Origin of the sequence: Pseudomonas lundensis (genome assembly GCF_015377145.2) — a bacterium.
Taxonomy (GTDB): Bacteria; Pseudomonadota; Gammaproteobacteria; order Pseudomonadales; family Pseudomonadaceae; genus Aquipseudomonas; species Aquipseudomonas lundensis.
In genome coordinates this window covers 4,508,878-4,532,558 of record NZ_CP062158.2, presented here as the reverse complement: position 1 = coordinate 4,532,558, position 23,681 = coordinate 4,508,878, and the positions used below count along the sequence as shown (strand labels likewise).

General features: G+C 63.7%; 27 protein-coding genes. 2 read left to right on the top strand and 25 right to left on the bottom strand.

Features of this window, described 5'->3' with window-relative positions; genetic code table 11:
* Nucleotides 1-38: 38 nt before the first annotated feature.
* The gene (locus IF654_RS21130) at nucleotides 39-938 is read left to right on the top strand and encodes a LysR family transcriptional regulator (RefSeq protein ID WP_047273013.1); all 900 of its coding nucleotides are present in this window, start codon (nucleotides 39-41) and stop codon (nucleotides 936-938) included.
* A gap of 1 nt (nucleotide 939) precedes the next feature.
* Here IF654_RS21130 and IF654_RS21125 read toward each other — a convergent pair whose 3' ends face one another.
* The 23 genes from IF654_RS21125 to IF654_RS21015 all read right to left on the bottom strand — a co-directional run bounded on the left by IF654_RS21125 (nucleotide 940) and on the right by IF654_RS21015 (nucleotide 20,503).
* Nucleotides 940-1,119 carry a DUF6124 family protein gene (locus tag IF654_RS21125; RefSeq protein WP_047273014.1) on the bottom strand — a complete coding sequence of 60 codons (180 nt, stop codon included), beginning with the start codon at nucleotides 1,117-1,119 and terminating at the stop codon, nucleotides 940-942.
* A 385-nt stretch (nucleotides 1,120-1,504) separates the two neighbouring features.
* On the bottom strand, nucleotides 1,505-1,951 hold the full coding sequence (locus tag IF654_RS21120; protein WP_047274957.1) for a hypothetical protein: 447 nt from the start codon (nucleotides 1,949-1,951) through the stop codon (nucleotides 1,505-1,507).
* Between the two features lie 29 nt (nucleotides 1,952-1,980).
* On the bottom strand, nucleotides 1,981-2,421 hold the full coding sequence (locus IF654_RS21115; protein WP_194862089.1) for a hypothetical protein: 441 nt from the start codon (nucleotides 2,419-2,421) through the stop codon (nucleotides 1,981-1,983).
* A gap of 19 nt (nucleotides 2,422-2,440) precedes the next feature.
* A complete protein-coding gene (locus tag IF654_RS21110) occupies nucleotides 2,441-3,667 on the bottom strand; it encodes a beta-ketoacyl-ACP synthase (RefSeq protein WP_047273018.1) in 1,227 nt (408 codons plus the stop codon).
* Entirely contained in the window at nucleotides 3,667-4,395 is a 729-nt protein-coding gene (gene fabG / locus IF654_RS21105) for a 3-oxoacyl-ACP reductase FabG (protein WP_047273019.1), read from the bottom strand. Before fabG ends, IF654_RS21110 begins: the two co-directional genes overlap by 1 nt.
* Nucleotides 4,388-4,855 carry a hotdog family protein gene (locus tag IF654_RS21100; RefSeq protein ID WP_047273020.1) on the bottom strand — a complete coding sequence of 156 codons (468 nt, stop codon included), beginning with the start codon at nucleotides 4,853-4,855 and terminating at the stop codon, nucleotides 4,388-4,390. The genes fabG and IF654_RS21100 overlap by 8 nt, the downstream gene beginning before the upstream one ends.
* A complete protein-coding gene (locus IF654_RS21095; RefSeq protein WP_047273021.1) occupies nucleotides 4,852-6,036 on the bottom strand; it encodes a beta-ketoacyl-[acyl-carrier-protein] synthase family protein in 1,185 nt (394 codons plus the stop codon). Before IF654_RS21095 ends, IF654_RS21100 begins: the two co-directional genes overlap by 4 nt.
* Nucleotides 6,033-6,512: a DUF3261 domain-containing protein gene (locus tag IF654_RS21090; RefSeq protein ID WP_047281969.1), complete on the bottom strand. Its 480-nt coding sequence runs from the start codon at nucleotides 6,510-6,512 to the stop codon at nucleotides 6,033-6,035. Before IF654_RS21090 ends, IF654_RS21095 begins: the two co-directional genes overlap by 4 nt.
* Nucleotides 6,513-6,556: 44 nt before the next feature.
* Nucleotides 6,557-7,285, bottom strand: coding sequence for a class I SAM-dependent methyltransferase (locus tag IF654_RS21085; protein WP_047273022.1), 729 nt, complete (start codon nucleotides 7,283-7,285; stop codon nucleotides 6,557-6,559).
* A complete protein-coding gene (locus IF654_RS21080) occupies nucleotides 7,282-8,529 on the bottom strand; it encodes an NAD(P)/FAD-dependent oxidoreductase (RefSeq protein WP_088500214.1) in 1,248 nt (415 codons plus the stop codon). The genes IF654_RS21085 and IF654_RS21080 overlap by 4 nt, the downstream gene beginning before the upstream one ends.
* Entirely contained in the window at nucleotides 8,520-9,680 is a 1,161-nt protein-coding gene (locus IF654_RS21075) for a sodium:proton antiporter (protein WP_194862090.1), read from the bottom strand. Before IF654_RS21075 ends, IF654_RS21080 begins: the two co-directional genes overlap by 10 nt.
* A complete protein-coding gene (locus IF654_RS21070) occupies nucleotides 9,677-11,989 on the bottom strand; it encodes an MMPL family transporter (RefSeq protein ID WP_094988271.1) in 2,313 nt (770 codons plus the stop codon). The genes IF654_RS21075 and IF654_RS21070 overlap by 4 nt, the downstream gene beginning before the upstream one ends.
* Entirely contained in the window at nucleotides 11,979-12,542 is a 564-nt protein-coding gene (locus IF654_RS21065; protein WP_230683819.1) for an outer membrane lipoprotein carrier protein LolA, read from the bottom strand. Before IF654_RS21065 ends, IF654_RS21070 begins: the two co-directional genes overlap by 11 nt.
* An 83-nt stretch (nucleotides 12,543-12,625) precedes the next feature.
* Nucleotides 12,626-13,051 (bottom strand): acyl-CoA thioesterase, encoded by a 426-nt coding sequence (locus tag IF654_RS21060; protein WP_047273026.1) that lies wholly within the window; start codon nucleotides 13,049-13,051, stop codon nucleotides 12,626-12,628.
* Nucleotides 13,044-14,588 carry an HAL/PAL/TAL family ammonia-lyase gene (locus IF654_RS21055; RefSeq protein WP_047273027.1) on the bottom strand — a complete coding sequence of 515 codons (1,545 nt, stop codon included), beginning with the start codon at nucleotides 14,586-14,588 and terminating at the stop codon, nucleotides 13,044-13,046. The genes IF654_RS21060 and IF654_RS21055 overlap by 8 nt, the downstream gene beginning before the upstream one ends.
* Nucleotides 14,569-15,507 (bottom strand): LpxL/LpxP family acyltransferase, encoded by a 939-nt coding sequence (locus IF654_RS21050; RefSeq protein ID WP_194862092.1) that lies wholly within the window; start codon nucleotides 15,505-15,507, stop codon nucleotides 14,569-14,571. Before IF654_RS21050 ends, IF654_RS21055 begins: the two co-directional genes overlap by 20 nt.
* On the bottom strand, nucleotides 15,504-16,238 hold the full coding sequence (locus IF654_RS21045) for a glycosyltransferase family 2 protein (RefSeq protein ID WP_047273029.1): 735 nt from the start codon (nucleotides 16,236-16,238) through the stop codon (nucleotides 15,504-15,506). The genes IF654_RS21050 and IF654_RS21045 overlap by 4 nt, the downstream gene beginning before the upstream one ends.
* Before the next feature lie 49 nt (nucleotides 16,239-16,287).
* Nucleotides 16,288-17,958 carry an ApeI family dehydratase gene (locus IF654_RS21040; RefSeq protein WP_047281963.1) on the bottom strand — a complete coding sequence of 557 codons (1,671 nt, stop codon included), beginning with the start codon at nucleotides 17,956-17,958 and terminating at the stop codon, nucleotides 16,288-16,290.
* A complete protein-coding gene (locus IF654_RS21035; RefSeq protein WP_047273031.1) occupies nucleotides 17,955-18,500 on the bottom strand; it encodes a COG4648 family protein in 546 nt (181 codons plus the stop codon). Before IF654_RS21035 ends, IF654_RS21040 begins: the two co-directional genes overlap by 4 nt.
* The gene (locus tag IF654_RS21030) at nucleotides 18,497-18,751 is read right to left on the bottom strand and encodes an acyl carrier protein (RefSeq protein WP_047273032.1); all 255 of its coding nucleotides are present in this window, start codon (nucleotides 18,749-18,751) and stop codon (nucleotides 18,497-18,499) included. The genes IF654_RS21035 and IF654_RS21030 overlap by 4 nt, the downstream gene beginning before the upstream one ends.
* Before the next feature lie 9 nt (nucleotides 18,752-18,760).
* Entirely contained in the window at nucleotides 18,761-19,021 is a 261-nt protein-coding gene (locus tag IF654_RS21025) for a phosphopantetheine-binding protein (protein ID WP_047273033.1), read from the bottom strand.
* Nucleotides 18,996-19,808 (bottom strand): lysophospholipid acyltransferase family protein, encoded by an 813-nt coding sequence (locus IF654_RS21020; RefSeq protein WP_047281964.1) that lies wholly within the window; start codon nucleotides 19,806-19,808, stop codon nucleotides 18,996-18,998. The genes IF654_RS21025 and IF654_RS21020 overlap by 26 nt, the downstream gene beginning before the upstream one ends.
* Nucleotides 19,784-20,503: a beta-ketoacyl synthase chain length factor gene (locus tag IF654_RS21015; RefSeq protein ID WP_047273035.1), complete on the bottom strand. Its 720-nt coding sequence runs from the start codon at nucleotides 20,501-20,503 to the stop codon at nucleotides 19,784-19,786. Before IF654_RS21015 ends, IF654_RS21020 begins: the two co-directional genes overlap by 25 nt.
* 336 nt (nucleotides 20,504-20,839) lie before the next feature.
* Between IF654_RS21015 and IF654_RS21010 the strand changes: the two genes are divergently transcribed.
* Entirely contained in the window at nucleotides 20,840-21,613 is a 774-nt protein-coding gene (locus IF654_RS21010; RefSeq protein WP_047273037.1) for a ParA family protein, read from the top strand.
* Here IF654_RS21010 and trxC read toward each other — a convergent pair.
* Nucleotides 21,610-22,050 carry a thioredoxin TrxC gene (gene trxC / locus IF654_RS21005; protein ID WP_047281965.1) on the bottom strand — a complete coding sequence of 147 codons (441 nt, stop codon included), beginning with the start codon at nucleotides 22,048-22,050 and terminating at the stop codon, nucleotides 21,610-21,612. The genes IF654_RS21010 and trxC overlap by 4 nt on opposite strands.
* A gap of 164 nt (nucleotides 22,051-22,214) precedes the next feature.
* On the bottom strand, nucleotides 22,215-23,678 hold the full coding sequence (gene selO, locus IF654_RS21000; protein WP_047274988.1) for a protein adenylyltransferase SelO: 1,464 nt from the start codon (nucleotides 23,676-23,678) through the stop codon (nucleotides 22,215-22,217).
* Between the last annotated feature and the right edge of the window lie 3 nt (nucleotides 23,679-23,681).

Below are 23,681 nucleotides of genomic sequence, written 5' to 3'. Positions count from 1 at the left end.
GACCTGTTTGATAGGTTTTACGACTCATTGGAGAGGGTATGGAACTGCGTCATTTGCGCTACTTCATCGCCGTGGCCGAAGAGCTGCACTTTGGCCGTGCCGCCCAGTTGCTGGGCATCTCGCAACCACCGCTGAGCCAGCAAATACAAGCGCTGGAGCAGGAACTGGGGGCTCGTCTGTTCGAGCGCACCAACCGCCGCGTCGCCCTCAGTGAAGCCGGGCGCCTGTTTCTCGAAGAGGCCCGTCGGGTGCTGGCGCAGGTCGACAAGGCCGCCGACGTGGCGCGGCGGGCGCAACTGGGTGAACTGGGCGAACTGAAGATTGGCTTCACCTCCTCGGCGCCGTTCAGCTCCAGCATTCCGCAAGCGATTTTTGCCTTCCGGCAAGCGTTCCCGGCGGTGCATTTGCACCTCAAGGAAATGAGCAGCCGCGAAGTGGCCGACGGGCTGGTGGACGAATCCATCGAAGTGGGGATGATGCGGCCGTTGGTCTTACCCGATTCGCTGCACGCCGTGGAGTTGTTTCGCGAACCGCTGGTGGCCGTGATCCGCGCCGATCACCCGCTGGCTGACGGCAGTGAAGCGGGGCTGCACCTGGCGGCGCTGGCCGAAGAGCCGTTTGTGTTCTTCCCGCGCAGCTATGGCAGCGGCTTGTACGCGCAATTACTGAGCCTGGCGCGGCAGGCCGGGTTCAGCCCGCACTTCTCCCAGGAAGCCGGCGAGGCCATGACCATCATCGGGTTGGTGTCGGCGGGGTTGGGCGTCTCGGTATTGCCCGCCTCGTTCCAGCACATGCGCATCAAAGGCGTGGTGTACCGGCCGCTGCTGGACCCGGACGCCAACACCGCGGTGTGGCTGGTGCAGCGCAAGGGCAGTCAGTCACCGATGGCCACGGCGTTTGCAGACCTGCTGACCCGCAAAACCGTGGCCCCGGTCTGAGTCAGGCCAGCAACCTGTCCACTGCCGTACGGGCCTGTTGAATCAGGTGCACCACCGCCAGCGCCACATCGCGGTTCAAGCCTTGCAGGTTGTCCGCCGAGGCGTACGCCGTCGCAAGCGCGCAGCGCAGTAATTCGTGGGTGTGTTCCAGGTGTTGTTCGTATTCGGGGGTGTGGTTCATGCGCAGTTCCTTAAGTGATAAGAGCTGACGCCATTTGCTTGCACACAAAGAGGGTGGCAGCTGTATGCGGGTGTGCAAGACCGGAGGAACGCAAACCGGCAGGCCAAAGACCTCCCACATACAGCCGCCATAAATCGGGCTTCTGAAAGTGACATTTGCGTATTTCGAACTTGCACGTCCGGCCACCCATGGGGGATGACGAACCGGAGGCTATCGATCGAAAGAGACAGACGCAAGGCCCGTGGATTCTCTAGGAAACGTCCTGCAAAGGAAAGCGACAACCCCTCCGACCCGGCCCGCAGCCGAGGCACGAGGCAGTGAACGATTGCGCATCGCTCACACACCTGTGTTTCTCCCCGGCAGCGATAGGCTAAAAAGCCAGGCTTCAGTTCACCTTCGCCAGATCACCTTTCAGCGCAACACCCGCAATCACGGCGCCCGCATGGCACTCGTAGGTTTTCGGGTCTTTGCGTTCGTTGCGTTTGTAGAAGCTGGCGATGTTGGTCACGGCGTTGGCGCCGACTTTTTTCGCCGCTTCATGCATCGTGATCAGCGCCGATTGCAGGGCCCACGAACAGGCTTGTTCGTCGCTCTTGTTGAAGGCGTTGGTCTTTTTGTTGGTCACCGCGCCCGGGCTGACCACGGTCACTTTGCCGCGTGGGGTGTTGCCGGCCAGGTAGAACTTGACGCTGCCGTCGATCTTGCCGGTGCTGATGGCTTCGGTCACAACTTGATCGAAGGGCAGGTACAGCGCGGTGTCGCGGGCCTGGCTGACGGCAGGCAGGGTGCACAGCAGCAGGGTGGTGGCGGCTGCCAGAGTGTTGAATCGCATTGAAGTCTCCATGACGTTGTATGAGTGCGTTACTGCGGTGTGGCCAAAGCCGATTCAGACAGCTGTCGGGCTGTCAGTTCGTTTTGGTGGTCTTTGAGTTCACGCAGGATGCCCTTGTCCAGCAGGCGCACCCAGCGGATGTAGTTCTTGTGGATCTTGCCGTCCTTGTAGTCCAGGCCGCGGCTGTCGCGGTACTGGATGCGGTAGTGGTCGGCGCTGTACGGGATGTCGATTTCAGCGTGGTACTGGCCGCGCACCGTGATCTGCGCCTGCACCCTGTTCGGGGTGATTTGCTGCACCGTCCATTGGCGCGCCACCAGCGTTTTGACGATCGCCTGTTGCATCTGCGCGCGGTCGGTCTTGAGGGTCACGGGCAGGGTGCGGTCCGGGGTGAGCAGGCGTTTGCTGCTGCATGCCACCGTGCTCAGGAGGGCGAGGGCGATCAGGGTTGCGCGTATCAGGTAAGTCATTGCATGGGCTCCAGCGGGTTCACGCCCAGCGACGGAAGATCAACGACGTGTTGACCCCGCCGAACGCAAAGTTGTTGTTCATCACGTAATCGTTGTGCATCGGGCGAAACTCGCCGCGCAGGTAGTCCAGCTCGCCACACCGCGGGTCGATGTGGTCCAGATTGAGCGTTGGCACGTAGCGGTCGCGGTTCATCATTTCGATGCTGAACCAGGACTCCAGCGCGCCACAGGCGCCGAGGGTGTGGCCCAAAAAGCTTTTTTGCGAACTGATGGGCATGCGCGCCCCGAACAGCGCATGGGTGGCCAGGGTTTCGGCAATGTCGCCCTGCTCGGTGGCGGTGCCGTGGCCGTTCACGTAGCCGATGGCCCGGGGCTCAAGGCCGGCGTCTTCGAGCGCCAGCTCCATCGCCCGGCGCATGGTGCTGACCTCCGGGCGCGTAGTGTGCTGGCCGTCGGCGTTGCTGCCAAAACCGACGATTTCGGCATGGATGTGCGCGCCTCGCGCCTGTGCGTGTTCCAGTTCTTCGAGCACCAGCATGCCGCCGCCTTCACCGATCACCAGCCCGTCGCGGCCATTGTCGTAAGGGCGCGGGCTGGTCTGGGGGGCGTCGTTTTTCAGGCTGGTGGCGTACAGGGCGTCGAACACCATGGCTTCGGTCGGGCACAGCTCTTCGGCGCCACCAGCGAGCATCAGGGGCAAGCGCCCGAACTTGATCGCCTCATAGGCGTAGCCGATGCCCTGACTGCCGCTGGTGCAGGCGCTGGAGGTTGGGATCAGGCGCCCGGTGAGGCCAAAAAAGATGCTGATATTGGCCGCCGTGGTGTGCGGCATCATGCGCACGTAGCTGTTGGCGTTCAGGCCTTCGGCCACGGAGTTGAGCAGCATGTTGCCGAACGCTTTGATCTCGTCCGTGCTGCCGGTGGACGACCCGCACGCCACGCCCATGCGCCCGTCGCGGATGATCGGGTTGCCCAGCAAACCGGCGTCTTGCAACGCCTGCTCGGCGGCGCCCACGGCCAGCCGCGACACGCGGCCCATGCTGCGCAGCTGCTTGCGGGTCCAGTGCGCGGGCACCGCAAAGTCATCGATGGGCCCGGCCAGGCGGGTGTTAAGTTCAGTGAACCGGTCCCACTCGTCCATGCGCCGAATGCCGCTGCGCCCGGCCATGAAGTTGGCTTCGATGCTGGCCCAGTCGCTGCCCAGCGAGGTGATGCCGGCCATGCCGGTGACGACAACGCGTTTCATCAGCACAAGCCTCCGTTGACGGCCAGCACCTGGCGGGTGATATAGCCCGCCTCGGCGGACATCAAAAAGTTGACCGCGCCTGCGACTTCTTCCGGGGTGCCCATGCGTTGCGCGGGGATCATTTTCATCAATTCTTCTACGGGGACGTTGTCGTCGAGCATGGCGGTGTCGATCAGGCCCGGCGCGACGCAGTTGACGGTGATCTTGCGTTTGCCCAGCTCAATGGCCAGGGCCTTGGCGGCGCCGATCAGCCCGGCCTTGGAGGCGCTGTAATTGACCTGCCCGCGATTGCCGATCAGCCCCGACACCGAGGTGATGCACACAATGCGCCCGGCTGCGCGGCGGCGGATCATGGGCATCATCACCGGGTGCAACACGTTGTAAAAACCGTCGAGGTTGGTGCGCATCACCACGTCCCAGTCGTCTTCGCTGAGCGCGGGGAACGCGCCGTCACGGGTCAGCCCGGCGTTGAGCACCACGCCGTAATAGGCGCCGTGGGTCTCGACGTCGGTTTCGAGTGCGGCCTTGCAGGCGGCGCGGTCCGACACATCAAATTGCAGCACGCGGGCGCTGCGGCCCAGGGCGTGAACCTCGGCCATCACGGCATCGGCTTGCGGCCTGCCGCTGCGGCAATGCAGCACCAGGTCGAAACCGGCCTGCGCCAGACGCAGGGCGATGGCGCGGCCGATGCCACGGCTGGAGCCAGTGACCAAAATGGACTCAGACATGGCGGGTCTCCGAAGTGGGTTGAGCAAGGTAATGGTCGGCCTGAGGCGGGCGGAACACGTTCAGGCGGGCGGTGGCATGGATGCCGGGGCCGGTGAGGTGGCACTCGAACACGCCCATGCCGTTGTCGTCTTCCAGCGAGCGCAGCGCGTGGATGTGCAGCTCGGTGCCCGCCGGGAAGTGTTCAACGTTGCATTCAAATTTGCGCGTGCCGAGCAAAAAGCCCAGCACCACCGGGTCGCCCAGCAGGCGCGCACGGCAACCGGCGTAGGCGGCCACGCTTTGCGCCATCAGTTCGACACCGACCCAGGCGGGCAGGCTGCCGTCTTCACGGTTGAACAAACCGCCCGCGCGCACCGTGAGGCGGGTGTGGATCTGCTCTTCATCAAACGCCAGCACCTGATCGATGAGGATCATGTCACCGGCGTGGGGCAGTAATTCGGCGAGCGGCCAATCGATCATGGGGCGTCTCCGATAATCAGGCTGACGTTATTGCCGCCGAAGGCAAACGAATTGCTCATCAGGCAGCGCTCAGCGGTTGTGGTCAGGGGTTGGCCGGGCGTCACCCAGTGCAGGGCGGGCAACGCCGGGTCAGGCCGGGCGTCCCACACGTGCGGCGCCAGCGCATTGCGCTCAAGGCTCAGCCAGCAAAAGGCAGCTTCCAGCGCACCGGCCGCGCCCAGGGTGTGGCCGGTCATGGGTTTGGTCGACGAGCACGGCACGCCGTCCGGGAACACCTGCGCCACGGCCTGGCTTTCCATGGCGTCGTTGTGCTGGGTGGCGGTGCCGTGCAGGTTCAGGTAGGCGATCTGGTGCGGCTGCACCTTTGCCCGGCTCAAGGCCGTGTGCATGGCCTGCACGGCGCCGCGCCCGGAGGGTTCGGGGGCGGAAATATGGTGCGCGTCAGAACTGGCGCCCGCGCCCAGCAGGGCGATGGCGTGAGTGGTCGCCGGTTGCTTGCTCATCACGAACAGCACGGCGGCTTCACCGATGTTGATGCCGCGCCGGTTAATTGAAAACGGGTTGCAGCGTTCATCGGCCACCGCTTCGAGCGAGCAGAACCCGTTGAGGGTCAGCGCGCACAGGCTGTCGACACCGCCGCACAGCACCACGTCGCACAGGTTCATGTCCAGCAGGCGCTGGGCGCTCATCAGGGCGCGGGCGCTGGAGGTGCAGGCGGTGGAAATCACGTAGGCCGGGCCGCTGATGTTCAGCCACTCGGCCAAAAAGGTCGCCGGGGCGCTGAGTTCTTGCTGCTGGTAGTCGTAGTCGCCGGGGAAGTGCTGCGTTTGCAGGTAGTGGGCGATGCCACGGCTGGCTTCGTCGATGCCCGAGGTGCTGGTGCCCAGCACGATGGCCACGCGGTCAGCGCCGTAGGTGTCAATCGCCTGCCGGATGTCGTCTTCAATCTGCAACGCGGCTTCGAGCAACAATTGGTTATTGCGACTGCTTTGCTGATTGAGCCCGCTCGGGATCGACGCCAGCGCGCCACGCACCGCGCCCACGGTCAGCGAGCGCTCCGGCACCCAGCCGCTTTCGCGCTGCATGCCGCTGCAATCACCGGCAAACAGGTTGCGCGCCACTTCGTCCTGGCCCCGGCCCAACGCGCACACAACACCCAAGGCATTCAGGTAGGCGGTCATCGGCTGGCCTCGTCATCCAGCGGGCTGATGTCGTAATACACATCGCCCTGGGTATTGATACGCAACCTCTGCGGCTGCTCGTACTGAATCATCCAGCGGTGGGGCAACACGCGCACAGTGGACATGGCCTTGGCCTGTGGATAATTACGCTTCAATTCGTCGGCCGGGGTCAGCGCAAACAGCAGCGCGGCGAACAGCTCGCGGGCCTCAGGGTTGGGCGGCAGCAAGCCGTCGGCGTGCCAGCGGTTGTCCTTGAGCAACTGGCGCGCCAGCGGAATCCCCAGCGGGTCCATCAACGACCAGCGCAGCCCGGCGTCTTCCTGCTGGATCACCAGCAGCCAGTCTTGACGCTGATCGGCTTGCTGGCGCTGCACATGCAGCTGCATCGGCAGCGCCAGGGTCGGTGTCTGACGGGGCAGCGGCAGGGTGCTGCACCCGGTGAGCAACAGCAGCAGGCACGTCCAGAGCGCCAGCATCCCCCGGCGGCGAGCCGAGCGCGCGATGGTCACGTCGGCACGCATCATGCCGAGGCGCCTTGCAGGGGCTTGCGCGCCACGACGTTGACCAGGGTTTCTTCGCGCTGGCCCACCGGTTTTGGGCGGCGCAGGCCCAGGCGCTCCAGCAGCCCGAAATCCTTGGAACGGCTCCACCACAGGTACGGGTACGACACGTTGCGCGCATCAAACTCAAACCCTTGGTCGCGGATCATCTCGAGGTATTGCGCGGCGCTTTTTTGCACGTGCATCGGGTGGCGGAACAGCCAGCGGATGACCCAGGTGTCGATGTAGGCTTCGGTGGACTCGGCAAACAGCAAGTAACCGCCCGGCTTGAGCACCCGGTAGAACTCGGCCAGTGCGCGGTCCTGCTGCACCAGGTGGTGAAACGTCTGGTGACAGAACAGCAGGTCGACGCTGGCATCGGGCATGTCGAGTTCGGCGCAGTCGCTGCCGATCAGTTCGATGTCGAGCCCCTGGCGTCTGGCTTCTTCGCGGCTCATGTCAAGGCTCAGCGGGTCGGCATCCAGACCGATCAGACGGTCTGGGGCGAACGTCCGGTGCAGGTACTGGAACGACTTGCCCTGCCCGCACCCGGCGTCCAGCAGCACCGGCGCGGCAGGCAGCGGGTCGCTGAACAGGCTGCGCAGGTCGTTGATGGCCACGCGCAACACGTGGTGCTGCCACGTGTGGCTGCGCAAAAACCAAAAGCCGAAACGGGTTTCTTCAACGTAGGTGTCGCTCAGAGGTTTCATGCGGGCTCCGTGGCGCAGATATCGGACAGCATGCGCAACCGGCGCTTGGGTTCGCTGACAAAAGGGTTGCGTTCATCCCAGGCGTAGCCCGCCAGAATCGAGCTGATCATGCGGCGAATCTGTGGCGAGCTGCCGGGGTGGAAAATCACGTCCTGGAAGGTGCCGGCGTACCAGCCTTCGACGTAGCAGCGGAAGGTGTCGACGCCGCGTTTGAGCGGGTCTGCGAACTCGGTTTGCCAGTCCACGGCTTCGCCTTGCAACTGGCGGTGCAACACGGCGGCGGCCATGCTCGCTGAGCGCATGGCAATGGTCACGCCCGAAGAAAACACCGGGTCGAGAAATTCGGCAGCGTTGCCCAATAGCGCAAAGCCCGGGCCGTGCAGGGTTTTGACGTTGGCCGAGTACCCGCTGAGGGTGCGCGCCGGGGTGTCCCACACGGCGTTGGCCAGCACCCGTTGCAGGCTCGGGGTCTCGTCGATAAAGCTGCGCAGGCGCTCGTCGAGGTCTTCGCTGCGGCCTGCGAAATGCTCCGCCGCCGCGACCACGCCCACCGAGCAGCGGCCATTGCTGAACGGGATGCTCCAGAACCAGATGTCGCGTTGGGTCGGGTGGGTGGTGACGAGGATTTTGTTGCGATCAAAACCGTCGCACGCGATGCGGTCTTCGACGTGGGTGAACACCGCCTGACGCACCGGGAAATTCGACGGCGCTTCCAGGTCAAGCAGGCGCGGCAACACGCGGCCATAGCCGCTGGCGTCGAGGATGAAATCGGTTTCGACCTGATAGCGGCTGCCGTCTTCGCGCTCGATCTCCAGCCGCGGTTTGGCCCGCTCAATGTCAGTGGCGATCACGGTGTGGCCGTAGCGGATCTCAACCCCTTGCAGCGCGGCCTGGTCGGCCAGCAATTTGTCGAAATCGGCGCGCTGTACCTGAAAGGTGGTGGGTTTGCCGTTGCTGAAGGTGTCGCCAAAGTCGAACGCGCTGACGTGATCGCCCCAGGCGAACGCCGCGCCGTTTTTCAACTGGAAACCCGCGGCTTGCACGGCGTCCAGCATGCCGGCTTCTTCGATGAAATCGATGCAATGCGACAACAGGCTTTCACCGATGGAGAAACGCGGGAAGTGCTGGCGCTCGACGATCAACACATCGTGACCGTTGCGTTTGAGCAAGGCTGACGCGATCGCGCCGGACGGCCCGGCACCAATCACCACCACCTGACGACGTTCCATTTCTACTACTGACACAAGGGCTCCTTGCCGGGGACTACGGCAGACTTCAACGGGGTTTTGTTCATACCCGCCAGCGCCGGTAACAGCGTGGCGATCAGGCCCATCAGCATCAGCGCGAAGTACAGCGCGGGGCTGATGAGTTGTTGTTGCAACAACAGGTTGAGAAACACGATCTCGCTCAACCCGCGAATGTTCAGTAACAGGCTTTCACGCCAGCGGCTGGCACCGGCAAACGACGGCGTGGCCCAGCTCAGGCCCAGCCAGTTGCCCAACACTTTGCTCACCACCGGCAACAGCAACAGCGCGCTCATTTGCAGCGGGCTGATGTCACTCAAAGCGCTGTGGACGTTGATCTGCACAATGCCAAACGTGAGGATCAGCGGGATCGCCAGCCAGGTGTGTAAACGTTCAGCCCAGACAGCGTTTAACGGCATCACCAGCGGCACCTTGAGCGCGGCCATGCACAACAGATAGCCGACCCCGAAAATCAGCGCATTGAGGCGGTAATGTTCGGCCACCACCAGCCCGGCAAAAAAGCTCAGGCTGTACCACAACGGCTGACGAATCCGCAGGAGGCGCCCAGCCAGCGGCAACAGGGCCCCGGCGAGCGGCAGCAGCAAACTGGCGAGGTCCAGGCTGCCTTGCGCCAGCCCGAACAGGGTCCAGCACGTGAGGTCGATCAGGATCGCGCTTTGCACCAGCCGCCGGGTAGCGGCGGGCGGATAACCGATGTGGCGCAGGTACAGGTACAGCACCGGGATGGCGGTGATGGCAAACACCAGCCCCACGGCCAGCGAACTCAGCCAGGGTTGCTCGGGCAACAGCCACACGGCGCAGGCCAGTCCGCAGGCGAACGGCACGAAAAAGCTGGGCAGGGCGATTTTTACACTTTGGCGGTCGAGGCGCAGGTCGATCACGTCGCTCAAAATGTGCCCCAGCAACAAGGCGAAACTCAGGCTGTACAAGCCCTTGAGCCAGGTCGGGGCGACCAGTTGCGCGCCGCTGAGGTGCCAGTGCGGCCCGATCCACAGCAGCATCAGCAGCGGCAAACCGATGGACGCCAGCAGCAACTGGCTGACAATCGGGATCACGCCAAAGTGGCGCCCTACACGGGTCGCCAGCGCAAACAGCACCAGGGCCAGCAGCCAGAACACCAGGGTCATCACGCTGTAGGCTCCTGACGTGCGGCCCACGGCGCGAGGATGAAACTGAACGCCAGCCCCAGGCTCACCGACAGGCCAAAGTTACTCACGGCGGGCGTACTGGACACGGCCAGCAAGCCAAACGACAACCAGGTGGTCAGCGCCGCCAGCAATGTGCCGAGCAAGCTGACGGCCGCGCCGCCAATTTGCTCGCGCATCAGAATCGCGTAATCGACGCTGATCGCTGTCACCAGCAACAGGCCGAACAGGCTGAACAGGGTCAGGGGCTGGCCCAGCCAACCGAGGCTGGCGAGGCTGCACAGTGCAGCCAGCAGCGGCAGGGCGACAATGCGCACGGCGCCGCCCAACCCGAACGGTGCAATCAGCAACAACACGATCAGGGCGCAGGACAACAGCTTGAGTTCGGCGGCGCTGATTTGCGTGGCGGCGAACACTGAGTTCAAGTCCCCCAGGCGGTCCACCAGCTCGACGCCGGGCAAATCCCGGGCTTGCTCGCGCAGCAGGCTGGCATCGTTCAACCCTTGCAGACTGACCATCGCGGCGACGCCGTCGGCATCACGGCCCAGCCACAACAGGCGCCACGGCTCGGCCAGCGGCCCGTTCAGCGCAGCGTCGATGCGTTGCTCGGGCAGGGCTTGCAACTGGGCCAGTTCGTTTTGCAGTGCAGGAAGCGGCACGCCCAGCGCCAGCAGCGGTTGCCAATGCCGGGGCAACGCACTGAGCGCTGCCCGTAAGCGCTGTTGCTCGCGAGGTGGGCTGACCAACTGATTCAGCGCCAGATAGCCCTGTAACGTGCCCTTGCCGATCAACGCGTCCAGCCGTTCGCTGAGCGCGGCCTGGCGCTCCAGCAGTTGTTGCTCAGAGTCGGCGCGCACCAGAAAGAACTGGCTGGTGGGCTGATACCCGGTGATGCGGGCGATGGCTTGCGCTTGGGTCATCAACTGCGGCGGTGCGCTGACCCACTGGCGGATGTCGTTTTTGCTGTTCAACTGCCACAGCCCTGCCGCACAGAACATCAGCAGCAGTGCCAGCAGCGCCGGGGTCGGGACTTTTTTCAGCAAGGCTTGGCGGGCGTTGAGCAAGCATTGGGCGACGTTCAACGGCCACTGCGCAGGTCGCAGCACCACGCCATTGAGCAAGGCGGGCAACAGGCACACGGCGCTCAGGTAGGCCCCGACCAACCCGGCGGCGGAAAAAATGGCGATCTGGGTCAGCGCCGGGAACGGGGTAAAGGCCAGTGCCAGATAACCGATGCAACTGGTGGCCAGGCTCAGGCTCAGGCCGGGTAACGTCAGGCGCAGGGCGGGCCAGCTGCGCCAGGGTTTCAGGCTCCAGCTTTTGGACAAGTAATGCAGCGGGTAATCCACCGCCACGCCGATCAGGCTGGAGCCCAGCACCAGCGTCATCACGTGCATGCTGCCGAAAAAGGCCACGCAGGCCACGGCACCGAACAGCATGCCTACCAGCACCGGCACGAACGCCAGCAGCACGCGCCAACGGCGAAATGCGAGCAGCAACAGCAGCAGAATACCGACCGTGGCGCCGCCGCCGACCCAGGTGATTTCCCGGCTGGCTTGTTGCTGACCGCTGGCGGCGTACAGCAACCCGCTGGCGGCCAGCAGCTCGACCTGTTGCGTGGCCGCCTGCGCCCGGCTCTGCTCCAGCAAGGCCGCGACCTGCATGGGCAGGGTCAGGTCAAACGCATTGCCTTGCGTGCGGGCGCGCAACAGCACCCACTGTTTGCCGTCGGCATGGGCCATCAGCGCGCCGCTGCCGATGTCCAACTGCACCGCGCCACGCTGCGGCTGGCTGTTCTGTATGCGCCCGGTCAGGCCCAGCCAATCGTCTTGACTGGGCACCAGGCTGAAGCCGGTGAAGGGGTCGAACAACGCCTGAACCCGTTGCTCAATGAAGGCGTCCGGGTGCACGATCAACTGTTCGCGGTCGGCGGCCGAGAGCATCGCCAGTCGTCCGCGCAGCAATTGCTCGCGCAGCGCCGGGAGATCGGCTTGCAGGTTCCATTGCACCTGTTCAAACAGGCCGCTGGCCTGCCATTGCTCCCCCAGTTGCTGGGCCATGTTGATGGCCTGCTGACGATCCGCACTGCCCACCAGCACCAGCATTTCGCGGTTCAGTGGCTCTTGCATGCGCTGTTCGGCGCGCAATTGCAGCGCGTCCGGGGCGTCGCCGGGCACCAGCGCCATCAGGTTGGCCGACAAGGGCGCGCCCTGGCGCCACTGCCAGCCCGCCACGGCGAGCACGGCCAGCAACAGGATCAAAAAGCCCCGTGGCAACCAGCGTTCACTGCGCAAAGTCGTGTTGCTCCGCTGCCGTCAACGGTTGATGGCTGATGCTGTTGTGCATCGTCAGCAGCGTGCTGTCGCCCTGGGTTTCGTGCAGCTCGATGCGTTGCACCAGCGCGCCGCCTTCGATGTCGATGTGCTTGAACACCTGTTTGAGCAGCAACGAACGCGGGGTCAGGGTCAGGTTCCAGTGATCGGCTTGGCCTTGCAGTTGCAGGTCGAAATCCCGTTGCAGGCCACTGCTGTCGCCTTGCAACACCGCGAGGAACAACCGGTTCTGTTCCGCGCCAGCGCTTTTGCCGGGAAGCATCTGCCACTGCGTGCCGTCACGCCGGGCGATGCCCTGGGGGGTGATGCGGTAGTCCTGTTGCAACGGCGTTTTGAGTTGCCAGAGCAGGCCGTGGGCTTTGGCCAGCACAAAGGTGCCGGTGCTGCTGAGGGGTTTGGGCAGGGCGCGCAGGTGTTTTTCCTGGATGAAGTCGCCGTGGATGACGTGCGGCTTGGCCAGTTGTTCGCTGAGCTGTTGCAGGTCGAAGGCGTGGGCCAGCGGCGAGAACGCCATAAAGGCGGCGATCAGCAGGCAGAGGCGCGTACGGCGCTTGCCCTCACCCCGAGGGTGAGGGCCTTTGGCGTTTAACAGCAGCATCATGGCAGCACGCTCTCAACCGCCTCGATAAAGCATTGAGGCGACGCCAGTTGCATCTCGCGGCTGGCAATCTCGACCGCCACTTGCACGGTACACGCACGGGTCAAACGCTCACCCGTGGCCAGGTCCGTAATCAGGTAGCTGATCTTCAAGCGGTTCTCCCACTCCACCAGGTTGGCGCGCACGTTCAGGCGCTGGCCGAACGTGGCGCCGCGCACGTAACGCAGTTGCAGGTCGATCACCGGCCACGCATAGCCCGCTTCCTGCATCCGGGTGTAGTTGTGGCCGATGTGGTCGAGCAGCGCACAGCGCGCCACTTCGAGGTATTTGACGTAATGCCCGTGCCACACCACGTGCATTGTGTCGATGTCGAAAAACGGCACCAACACTTCGGTATCTACGTGCAACACGCCTTTGCTACGCATGCAGCCTCCAGTGTTGTTGGGCGATGCGGCTCAGGCACAGGCGCAGTTCGCGTTCCAGGGCGCGGTCTTCGACCACCGGCGGGAAGTCTTTGGCCAGTTCGGCGTGCATCGCGGCCAGCGCCGGTGGCAGCGGGCGGGCGTCTTCGGCGCGGCTGCGCAGCCACACGCCCTGATTGGCCGCCAGCAAGGTGGCCGCGGCGACCTGTTCGGTCAGCTCCAGCACGCGGATCGCGTCTCGGGCGGCGATGGTGCCCATGCTCACTTTGTCCTGGTTGTGGCATTCGGTAGAGCGCGAGAACACGCTGGCGGGCAGGGTGTTTTTCAGCGCTTCGGCGGTCCAGGCGCTGGTGCCGATCTGCACCGCTTTGAACCCGTGGTTGAGCATGGCGCGTTCGGCGCTGGCCCCCGACAGGTTGCTCGGCAAACCGTGGTTGTAACGCACGTCCACCAGCAGGGCGAGCTGGCGGTCGAGCAGGTCGGCAACGTTGGCCACCAGGGTCTTGAGGCTGTCCATGGCAAAAGCGATGTGCCCGCCGTAGAAATGCCCGCCGTGCAGCACGCGCTCTTCTTCAGCGTCGATGATCGGGTTGTCGTTGGCGCTGTTGAGTTCGATCTCGATAAACCCGCGCAGCCAGTTCAGGCTGTCGGCCAGTACGCCGAGCACGTGGGGCGCACACCGCAGCGAGTAACGGTCTTGCAGGCGATGCAGCGGCGCGGCCGGGGCGTCGATGGCCAGGTCCTCACGAATCCACGCCGCGACTTGCATCTGCCCGGGGTGCGGCTTGGCGGCGAACAGGCGCTCGTCGAAGTGCTCCGGATTGCCTTGCAGTGCGACCACGTTGAGCGCGGTGATGCGCGTGGCCAGCTTGAGCAGGTAATCGGCGCGGGCGTAGGCCAGGCACGCCAGCCCGGTCATGACGGCGGTGCCGTTCATCAGCGCCAGCGCTTCTTTGGGCCGCAGCACCAGCGGCGTCCAGCCCAGTTCGCGGTGTACGTCGGCCGAAAAGCGCTGTTCGCCCTTGAACAGCACTTCGCGCTCGCCGGATAAGGTTGCGGCCACATAGGACAGCGGCGTCAGGTCGCCACTGGCGCCCACCGAGCCTTCTTCGGGGATCAGCGGCAGGATGTCGTGGGCGATAAAGGCTTGCAGGCGTTCCAGCAGTTCGATGCGCACCCCGGACACCCCGTGGCACAACGACTGCAAACGCGCCGCCAGCACGGCACGGGTCGCTTGGGCGTCGAGCAGTTTGCCCAGCCCGCAGCCGTGGAAGGTGTACAGGTGACGCGGCAGCGCTTCGACGTGCTCCAGCGGCACCGCCACCACGCACGAGTCGCCATAACCGGTGGTCACGCCATAAATCACGCCTTCTTTGTCCAGCAGCGAGTCGAGGAAACGCGCGCCCTTGGCGATGCGCTCGCGGTACTCGGCGTCGTCTTGCAGCCGGGTCGGCGCCTGACGATTGGCCAGCGCCAGCACGTCTTCAATGCGCAAAGGGGTTTGGCCGAAGGTTACTGGCTCATGCAGATGCGTCGTCATCGGTCTTCCAGAATGGGTAAAAGTTAAACCATTGGTGCGGCGCCTGGAGGCAGTAATACCCCAGGCGTTCGGCGTAGCGGGCGGTCCAGTCGGCAATCACGTGTTCGCGGTCGCTGCGTCGCCAGTGCACGGCGTCAGCGAACGGTTCGAGGATCACGCGATAGCGGCCCGCCTGTTTCAGGCAAAACATCAGGTTGACCGGGCATTTGAGCAGCCCGGCCAACAGCCACGGGCCTTGCGGAAACGCCGCCGGATGGCCGAGGAAATCGACCTGCACGTTGCGCCCGCCATGCAGGGGCACGCGGTCCCCGGCAATGGCCAGCCACTCGCCGTTTTCGAGGCGCTGGTTGAGTTGCAGCATCACCGCGGGGTTGAGTTCGCTGACCTGAATCAGCCGCAGGTGGCTGGCGCCCGCTTCGCCCAGCAGGCGATTGAACTGCTCGGCATGCTTGGTGTGCACCAGCACGTTCATGGTCACTTGCTCGCCCAGTTCAGCGAGGGCACGGCACACCTCAAGGTTGCCCAAGTGCGCGCCCACCAGCATTTGCCCGCGTTCGCCCCGCAGTTGATCGCGCAGGCGGGCCGGGTCGACGATTTCGATGTCGTGGATGCTCAGCTTGCCGTTCCACACGTCGAGCTTGTCGAGCAGGGCGTCGGCAAAGCACATGAATTGAGCGAACACGCGGCGGCGCGTGGGGCGCAGCGCCGCTTGCCCGCTCCAGTCGGCCAGGCGCTGCTGGTACTGCCAGATGCTGCGCCGCGCGCGCCCGCCAAACAAAAAGAAGTACAGCACGATGGCGTACAACACCGGCGCGAGCACGCGACGGCCCAGCAGTTTGACGCCCCATGCGGTGAGCTTCATCAGCCGGAAACTGCCGCGCTCCTTGTGGTCAGCCCAATGCTGTTGAGGGTCGCTCATGCTGTGCAGCGTCTCCACAGAATGCTCGGCAACCGCAGCAACATGCCGAAAAACAGCTTGGTGTGCATGCTGGAAATCAGCGCGTTGTCGTGGAACAGGCGAAAGTGCGAGAGGCCGTCCTGCGGGTAGTGGACCCGGGTCGGCAGCCAGCGCATCGGTTGGTTGCGCCACGCCAGGCGCACGAGTATTTCAGGGTCGAAATCCATGCGCTTGCCCAGCTTGACGCTGTTGATCAGCGCCAGGGTCGGGGTCAGCGGGTAGACCCGGAAGCCGCACATTGAATCGGGGATCTGCAACGACAGGCTGTTGATCCAGACCCAGACGTGGGTCAGGTAGCGTGCATACAAACGGCCCTTGGGCACGCTGGCGTCGTACTGTGGATAACCGCAAATCAGCGCCTCGGGGTTGTGCCGCGAGACGTGCAGGAACGTGGCCACATCACGCAGGTCATGCTGGCCGTCGGCGTCCACTTGCAGGGCATGGGTGAAACCCAGTCGCGCGGCTTCGCGCAGACCGGCCATGACCGCCCCGCCTTTGCCCTGGTTGACCGCGAGGCGAATCAGAAACACCTGTTCGCGCACGGCCAGTTGTTCAAGCACCGCGCAGCAGGCCGGGCTGCTGGCGTCGTCCACCAGTACACACGGCAAGCCCGCCGCGAGCAGGGCATCGACCACCGCAGGTACGGCGGTTTCGTGATTATAGACCGGGATCACGGCGCAGGGCTTATGCATGAGGGAGCCTTGTGGGCGAGCGGGTGGCACCGGAGCGCGACGTGATGCGTTATCCACAGGCCGCCTCCAGCAGGATGCGGCCGCTGGAGCACGCAGCCGTGTCGTTGCGGTAGGCGAAGTGCAGCTTCTGGCGCTCGCGGTCGAAACGCAGGGTCAGCTCAATGGCGTCGCCGGGGCGCACCAGTTGCTGGAACTTGAGCACTTCCATCCCGGCAAAGCGGGGCGGCAGGTCGAGCCGTTGCTGACCCAGCGCCAGCGCCCAATCGATTTGCACCACGCCCGGCAGGACCGGGGTTTTGGGGAAGTGCCCGCTGAAGAATGCCAAATCCGGCGGGATCGACAGGTTCAGCGTCCATTGGCCGTCGGTTTCGGACTGGCTCAGGACCTCGGGCATTTTCGGGCGCGGCGCCATTAACAAGGCATCGACCTGGGCCTGAGGCAGTTTGCCCTGGCTGTTGAACGGCAATTGGCGCAGCAAGCGCCAGCGGCGCGGCAACGCCAGGGCTTCGCAGTGCTGGCTCAGGTGCTGGCGCAGGGCGTGGGTCAGCGCCCGGCGCCCGTGTTCGCGCAGGGCGAACAGGCCGCTGTCGCTGAGCACCAGCAGCGCGCCCAGTGAGGCGCGGTTTTCGTTGACCACGCCCAGGCGGGCGTCGGCCACCCAGTCATGGCTGACCAGTGCCTGTTCGAGCATGGGCAGGGAAATGCGTTTTTCTTCGAGTTTGACGATGCGGTCCAGGCGCCCGAGCAGCGTGAAGCGCCCGTCAGCCTCAATGCGCGCCGCGTCGGCGGTGTGTTCGACATGGCCCACGGGCAGGTACGCCGACGCAATGCGCAAGGCGCCGTCTTCGCCCTGGCTCAGTTGCACATCGGCAAACGGTTGCCACAGGGTTTGACCCTGGCGCCAGGCGATGCCGCCGGTTTCCGAGCTGCCGAGGATTTCGGTGGGCCACTGGCCCAGGCGTTCAAACAGGGCAGCGGCGGCATCGGCCGGCAACGCGCCGCCCGATGAAAACACCCGGCGCACCCGGCTCAGGGCGGCCCAGTCGAGGTTGTCAGCGGTGCGTTTGAGCAGGGCCGGGCTGGCGATCCAGACGAAAGCAGGATGTTCGCGGCTGGCGCGTTGCATGTCTTCAGGGAAGGCTAACTGGCGGCGCACAAAGGGACGGCCCGCGCACAGCGGCCACAGCACGCGGAACAACAACCCGTAGATGTGTTGCGCCGCGACACTGGCAATGACGCACGCGTCGCCCAGCTCTGCGCCCCACAACGCTTGCAGTGCCTGCACTTCGTTGGCGATCTGGCGCAGGCTTTTGTCGATGCGCTTGGGGGCGCCGCTGGAGCCTGAGGTGCACAGGCTGAGCTGGCAGGCGTCGAGGTCCAGGGGCGCCGGGGTCAGCGGCTCGGCGGACAACCCGTGCAGCTCGCTGTGTTGAGTTATCCACAGGTCGACGTCAGCGTCCCAGCGTTGACGGGTGTGCGTTTGCAGGTCGGCGGGCAATAACACGCTGACCCCGGCCCGCCACGCGCCCAGCAAGGTGACGGCCAGCTCGGCGGCGTCTTCCAGGTACACGGCAATGCGCTGCACGCCGCGTTGTTGCAGGCCGCCGGCCAGGCGCAAGGCCTGTTCGCACAGGGCGGCGTGGTCCAGTGCGGGTTCAACGGCGACGGTGCGTCCTGCGTGCCCCTTGAGCAACAATTGCTCAAGTTTTATCCAATTCATGCCCGGCCTCTTACCTGTTGTCGTATCAGCCATTCAATGGCAAACAGCAGCCCCATCAACCCGTAGGCGATCAGGCCGTTGTACAACGTCCACCAGCTCAGCGGCGCCCACAGCGTCAACCCCGCTGCGACTAACCCGTTGAGCAGAAAAAACAGGCACCAGACCTTGGTCACCTGTCGCGTGTAGTGAATCGCGATGTCAGGCAGTACCGGCTCGCGCAGGCGCGCCAGACGCTCGATCACCGGTGGCCCGAATTTCAGGCTCACACCGAACAGGCTGAGCATGAAGCCGCTGATCAACACCGGGTACCAGCGCAGCAGCGTCGGGCTGTTGAACAGCGCCAGCAGCGCACAAAACGCCAGGGCGACCACCGCCATCCACAGGCTGCCGGGGCGACGTTCGCCGGTCAGTGCGCGGGCCAGCCACAGGCCGCCGAGCAACAGCGCAAACTGCCACGGGGCGAAATGGGCCATGCCGAAATACACCGCAAAGGGGTACAGCAGACCGGCCAGCAGCAGGCCAAGGCCAATCAGGCGACTCATGCGTGCGCGTGAACCAGACGGTAAACCGCCTCGACCACGTCATTGACGGTGCGCACTGACTTGAATTCGTCGGCGGCGATTTTTTTGCCGGTTTTGCGCTTGATGTGATCGATCAGGTCGACGGCGTCGATGCTGTCGATTTCCAGGTCCTGATACAGGTTGGCGTCCAGGGTGACGCGCTCGGGTTCCAGCTCGAAGAGTTCGACCAGAGCGTCGCGCAGGGTGTTGAAGATGTCGTCACGGGTTTGCATGGTTCGGTCTCAGGCGGCCTGTTTGGCAGTGACAAAAGCCGCAAGGCTGGCCACGTTGGAAAAATGATCGCGGGTGTCTTTGGCGTCGGCGTCTATTTTGATGCCGTAGGTCTTTTGAATGGCCAGGCCCAGCTCCAGCGCGTCAACCGAATCCAGCCCGAGGCCTTCGCCGAACAGGGTCTGTTCGTCGTCGATGTCGTGGGTGCTGATGTCTTCGAGGCCCAGGGCATCGATGATCAGTTGTTTAATTTGCGTGTTCAGATCGCTCATCTGTGGCGAGCTCCTTAATAAAGTAGTCATGCACGAAGTCATTGAGCCGTCGCGAGGCCTTGGGTGGCGGGCCCAGCGCGGCAAAGGTGTGTGGGTCTATATCGGCCCCCACGCGAAAACTGAAGTGCACGCGGCGATCCGGGATGCGATACCAGGGTTCAGCCTTGGTCAGCGTGGTCGGGCTGACCTTGATAATCACCGGGGTCAGGACCTTCGCACCCCGCAGTGCAATCGAGGCGGCGCCACGGTGAAAGGCGGGCGTGTGCCCCGGCGGCGTGCGTGTGCCTTCAGGAAAAATGATCAGTGTCTGGCCTTCTTGCAAAGCCTGGGCGGCGTTGTCCAGCATGTCGACACTGCCGTCATTGCTGATGTATTGCGTGGCGCGCACCGGGCTGCGGGTAAACGGGTTTTGCCAAAGGCTCTGTTTGACCACGCAATTGGCGTTTCTCACCAGGCCGATCAAAAAAACCACGTCGATCAGCGACGGGTGGTTGGCAATGATCATTTGCCCCGGCCGTCCCAGTCGCTCGGCGCCTTGCACGTCATAGGTCAGCACGCCCATGCGCGCCATTGAGCGGATAAACAACCAGAACAGCCGACTGACGGTGGCGCGGGCGCGTTCGCGGCGACGAACGGCAGTGCCGGGCAGGACGCTCAGCAGCGGGAAAATGACCAGACGCAGGCCCAGGCAGCCCAGACCGAACAGGCCGAAGCTGATCGCCGTGGCAATCAGGCGCCAGCACCAGGCGTCGCGGCGCGTGCTCACAGGTTGCGTTGCCAGGTCCATACGCGGGTTTTCCAGGCGTGTTGGAATGAGGCCTGCTCGTCGAACAGGTGGCGCAGCAGGTTCAGGGCGTGAGGCCACGGCGCGTGTTCGGCGTCTGCCGGGCCCGTCTCCAGCGTCACTTGCCACTGTGTCCCGGGGGTCAGGAGCAGGCCCACGGCATAGGGGAAGGGCACGTCATCGATCCAGCAGGCGTAGGCTTCGGGCGGTTGTTCTTCGGTAATCACCAGCAACACGGCGGGCGCGCCTTCATTGAGCAGCGCGCAGGCTTCAATCAGGCCGTGTTCCAGGCCATCCCCGGCGGCGGCCAGCGCCGTCATCTCGCTGGTTTCGCCACGCAGGATCGACCACAGGCCAATCACAGCGTTATGCACCGACAGGCTGAATTGCGTGGGGGACAGGGGCTGTTCGGCCGCAAGGTCGCTGAGGATCTCGAACGTGCGCGGGGTTTCGCCGTGGCGCGAGGCAAACACCAGCGGCAGCGCCGGGTGGCCTTCAGCCAGTGGCCAGCCGACGCTGAACGCCATGCGTGCCAGACGGCTCAAGCGGCGGCGTTGCATGGCGGGTAAAAACGAGACGTCGGGGGCTGCACCGCTGGCGGCCAACAGGGTGGGTTGCTGGCTCCAGGCCTGCCAATCGGCCACGCTGTCGAGGCCCGGAGCCCAGGCACGCCACGCGGCGATATTGAAATTGATCACTGGAGTTCATCCCGCCTTTGCAGGCTTCCTTGATGCGAAAGTGAGCATCGACCGACGCCGCACCTGTAACAGATGGGCGGCATTATCCCGGTGCAGTTAGCTGGTAGCAAATATTGCTTACAGTTTGAGTATGGTTTTTTCGCGATCTACAAAAAAGACACTGTCTTTTTGCCAGTATTGGTCTATGAGTCAGGCAAGACTGTCACAGGAATAGGAGATATTTGCGGGTATTCGAAGATAAGCGACCTAGAGCTGTAGTTCGTTTCGCTGCGAGGTAGCGGATACGCGCGAAGGGCATCTACACTCGGGCTCTCATTGATACACGGAGGTTTTCAAATGCGTCGCGTGGTGTTCAATCAAAAAGGCGGTGTGGGCAAGTCCAGCATCGCGTGCAACCTGGCGGCCGTCAGCGCCAGCGAGGGTTACAGAACCCTGTTGGTGGATCTCGATGCCCAGGCCAACTCCACTCAATACCTCACCGGATTGACCGGCGACGACATCCCGATGGGCATCGCAGAGTTCTTCAAGCAAACCTTGTCCGCCGGGGTAGGGAGTAAGAAGAATCGGGTCGACATTTACGAAACGCCTTTCGAAAATTTGCACGTCATCACGGCCACCGCAGAACTGGCGGACCTACAGCCCAAGCTGGAAGCCAAGCACAAGATCAATAAACTGCGAAAACTGCTGGATGAGTTGGCAGAGGATTACGACCGCATTTACATCGACACCCCGCCTGCCTTGAATTTTTATGCGGTATCGGCGTTGATCGCCAGTGATCGCGTATTGATCCCGTTTGATTGCGACAGTTTCTCCCGGCAAGCCCTGTACGGTTTGTTGTCCGAGATCGAAGAGCTAAAAGACGACCACAACGAAGACCTGCTGGTCGAAGGCATCGTGGTCAACCAGTTTCAGGCCCGTGCCAGCCTGCCGCAGCAAATGCTGGATGAGCTGATAGCAGAGGGCTTGCCGGTGTTGCCGGTCTACCTCAGCAGCTCTGTGCGCATGCGCGAATCGCACCAGGCCAGCCAGCCGCTGGTGCACTACGACCCCCGGCACAAGCTGACCCAGCAATTTATCGAGCTGCACGACTTTCTGGACCAGAACGCTTAAACGCTGAGGCCCTGGCTGTGGAGCCAGGCCTTGAGTTGAGGTAACGGCAAGGCGCCACTTTGGCGGGCGATTTCCCGGCCGTTCTTGAACAGAATCAGGCTGGGGATCGAACGGATGCCCAGTTGCCCGGCCAGTTGCGGATTGGCCTCGCTGTCGAGCTTGGCCAGACGGCACTTGCCGACCCATTGACTGGCGGCCTGCTCAAACACCGGTGCAAACGACTTGCACGGCCCGCACCACTGGGCCCACACATCCAGCAGCAACGGCAAATCGCCCTTGATCTGACTGACGTAATCGGCCTGATTCAGGTCGAACGGTTTGCTCAGCAACACCTCATTTTTGCAGCGTCCGCACTTGGGATGCTCGCCCACGCGCGCGGCGGGGATGCGGTTCAGGCCGTTGCAGTGAGGGCAGGGGATCAGCAGCGGGTCAGTCATGGGGTAGCTCCTTTATAAAATGGATCACGACGCGCTCACTCTTGCGCTGTTCGTCAGCGGCTCCAGGCCAATGGCGTGCAAGTTCAGCAGATGAATGCTCAACCTGCCACTGACCCGGCGAGGGGCGCGAGTGAGCGGGACGTCCTGTCACGCATTGAACGGGTTTATGACGAGCAACTGATCTCCAGGTGCTTGCCCCATTCAGGGGGCCGCTCGGCGTAGGCTTGCATGCCCGGTTGTTCGGTGAAGGGGTGTGTCAGGACGCTGTGCAGTCGGCGTACTTCGCTGTAGTCCCCTGCTTCGGCGGCGTCGATGGCTTTTTGCGCCAGGTAGTTGCGCAGGATGTACAGCGGGTTGACGGCGTGCATGCGTTCGCGACGCGCCTGTTCGTCGGTGTGGCCTTCACGTGCGACCCGTGCCACGTAGTGCGCAGCCCATTCATCAAAGCCTTTAAGGTCGACAAAGTCATCGCGTAGGCGGGCCACGGCCTGGGCTGCCGGGAGCTCACCCAGTTGGCGCAAGAACAGGGTGTAGTCGACGGCGCTGCCTTGCATGCGTTGCAGCAGGGTCTCGATCAACGCCTGATCCCCGTCTTCAGCCGTGGTCAGGCCCAGACGGCGGCGCATCAGGTCCAGGTAATGGGCTTGATACAGCGGCAGGAACAGGCCAAGGGTTTCACGCAGGGCGTCGACGTTGATGAACGGCGTCAGCGCTTGAGCCAGCGCGCTGAGGTTCCATTGGCCGATGGGCACTTGGTTGCTGAAGGCGTAACGCCCTTCATGGTCGGAATGGTTGCAGATGAATGTGGCGTCGAAGTCGTCGAGGAAGGCGAACGGCCCGAAGTCGAAGGTAATGCCCAGGATCGACATGTTGTCGGTGTTCATGACGCCATGACAAAACCCGTAGGCCTGCCACTTGGCGATCAGTTCGGCATTGCGCTCCACGATCTCGCGGAACATCGCAAGGTAGGGCTCCGGTTGCTCCAGGCATTCCGGGAAGTGCAGGGCCAGGACGTGTTCACCCAGCTGTTTTTGCTGTTCCGGTTGCTGGGTGTAATAGAAGTATTCGAAATGCCCGAAGCGGATATGGCTAGGCGCCAGCCGTGGCACCATCGCTGCGCGTTCTTGTTTTTCGCGCCACACCGGGGTGTCGGACCCGATCACACACAGCGCACGGCTGCTGGGGATGCCCAGCGCGTGCAGCGCTTCGCTGGCGAGGAATTCGCGAATGGACGAACGCAGCACGGCACGGCCGTCACCCATGCGCGAGTAGGGGGTCATGCCCGCGCCTTTGAGGTGCACGTCCCAATGCTCGCCCGCGTCGTTGTAGACCTCGCCCAGCAGTAAGCCACGGCCGTCGCCCAAGCGCGGGTTGTAGGAGCCGAATTGATGGCCGGAATACACCATCGCGCGTGGTTCGGCGTCGGCCCACAAGGTGTGGCCGCCAAACAGCTGCGCGAAGACCGGGTCGTCGGCCACGGCCGGGTCAAGATCAAGCAGTGCCATGGCCGACGGGCTGGCCACCACCACGCGTGGCGCGTCGATGGGCTCGGGCAGGACGTGGGTCGAAAACCCGTCGCCCAGGCGAGCAAAGCGGTTGTCGAAGGTCAGTTCGTCGAGGGCTTTCAATGG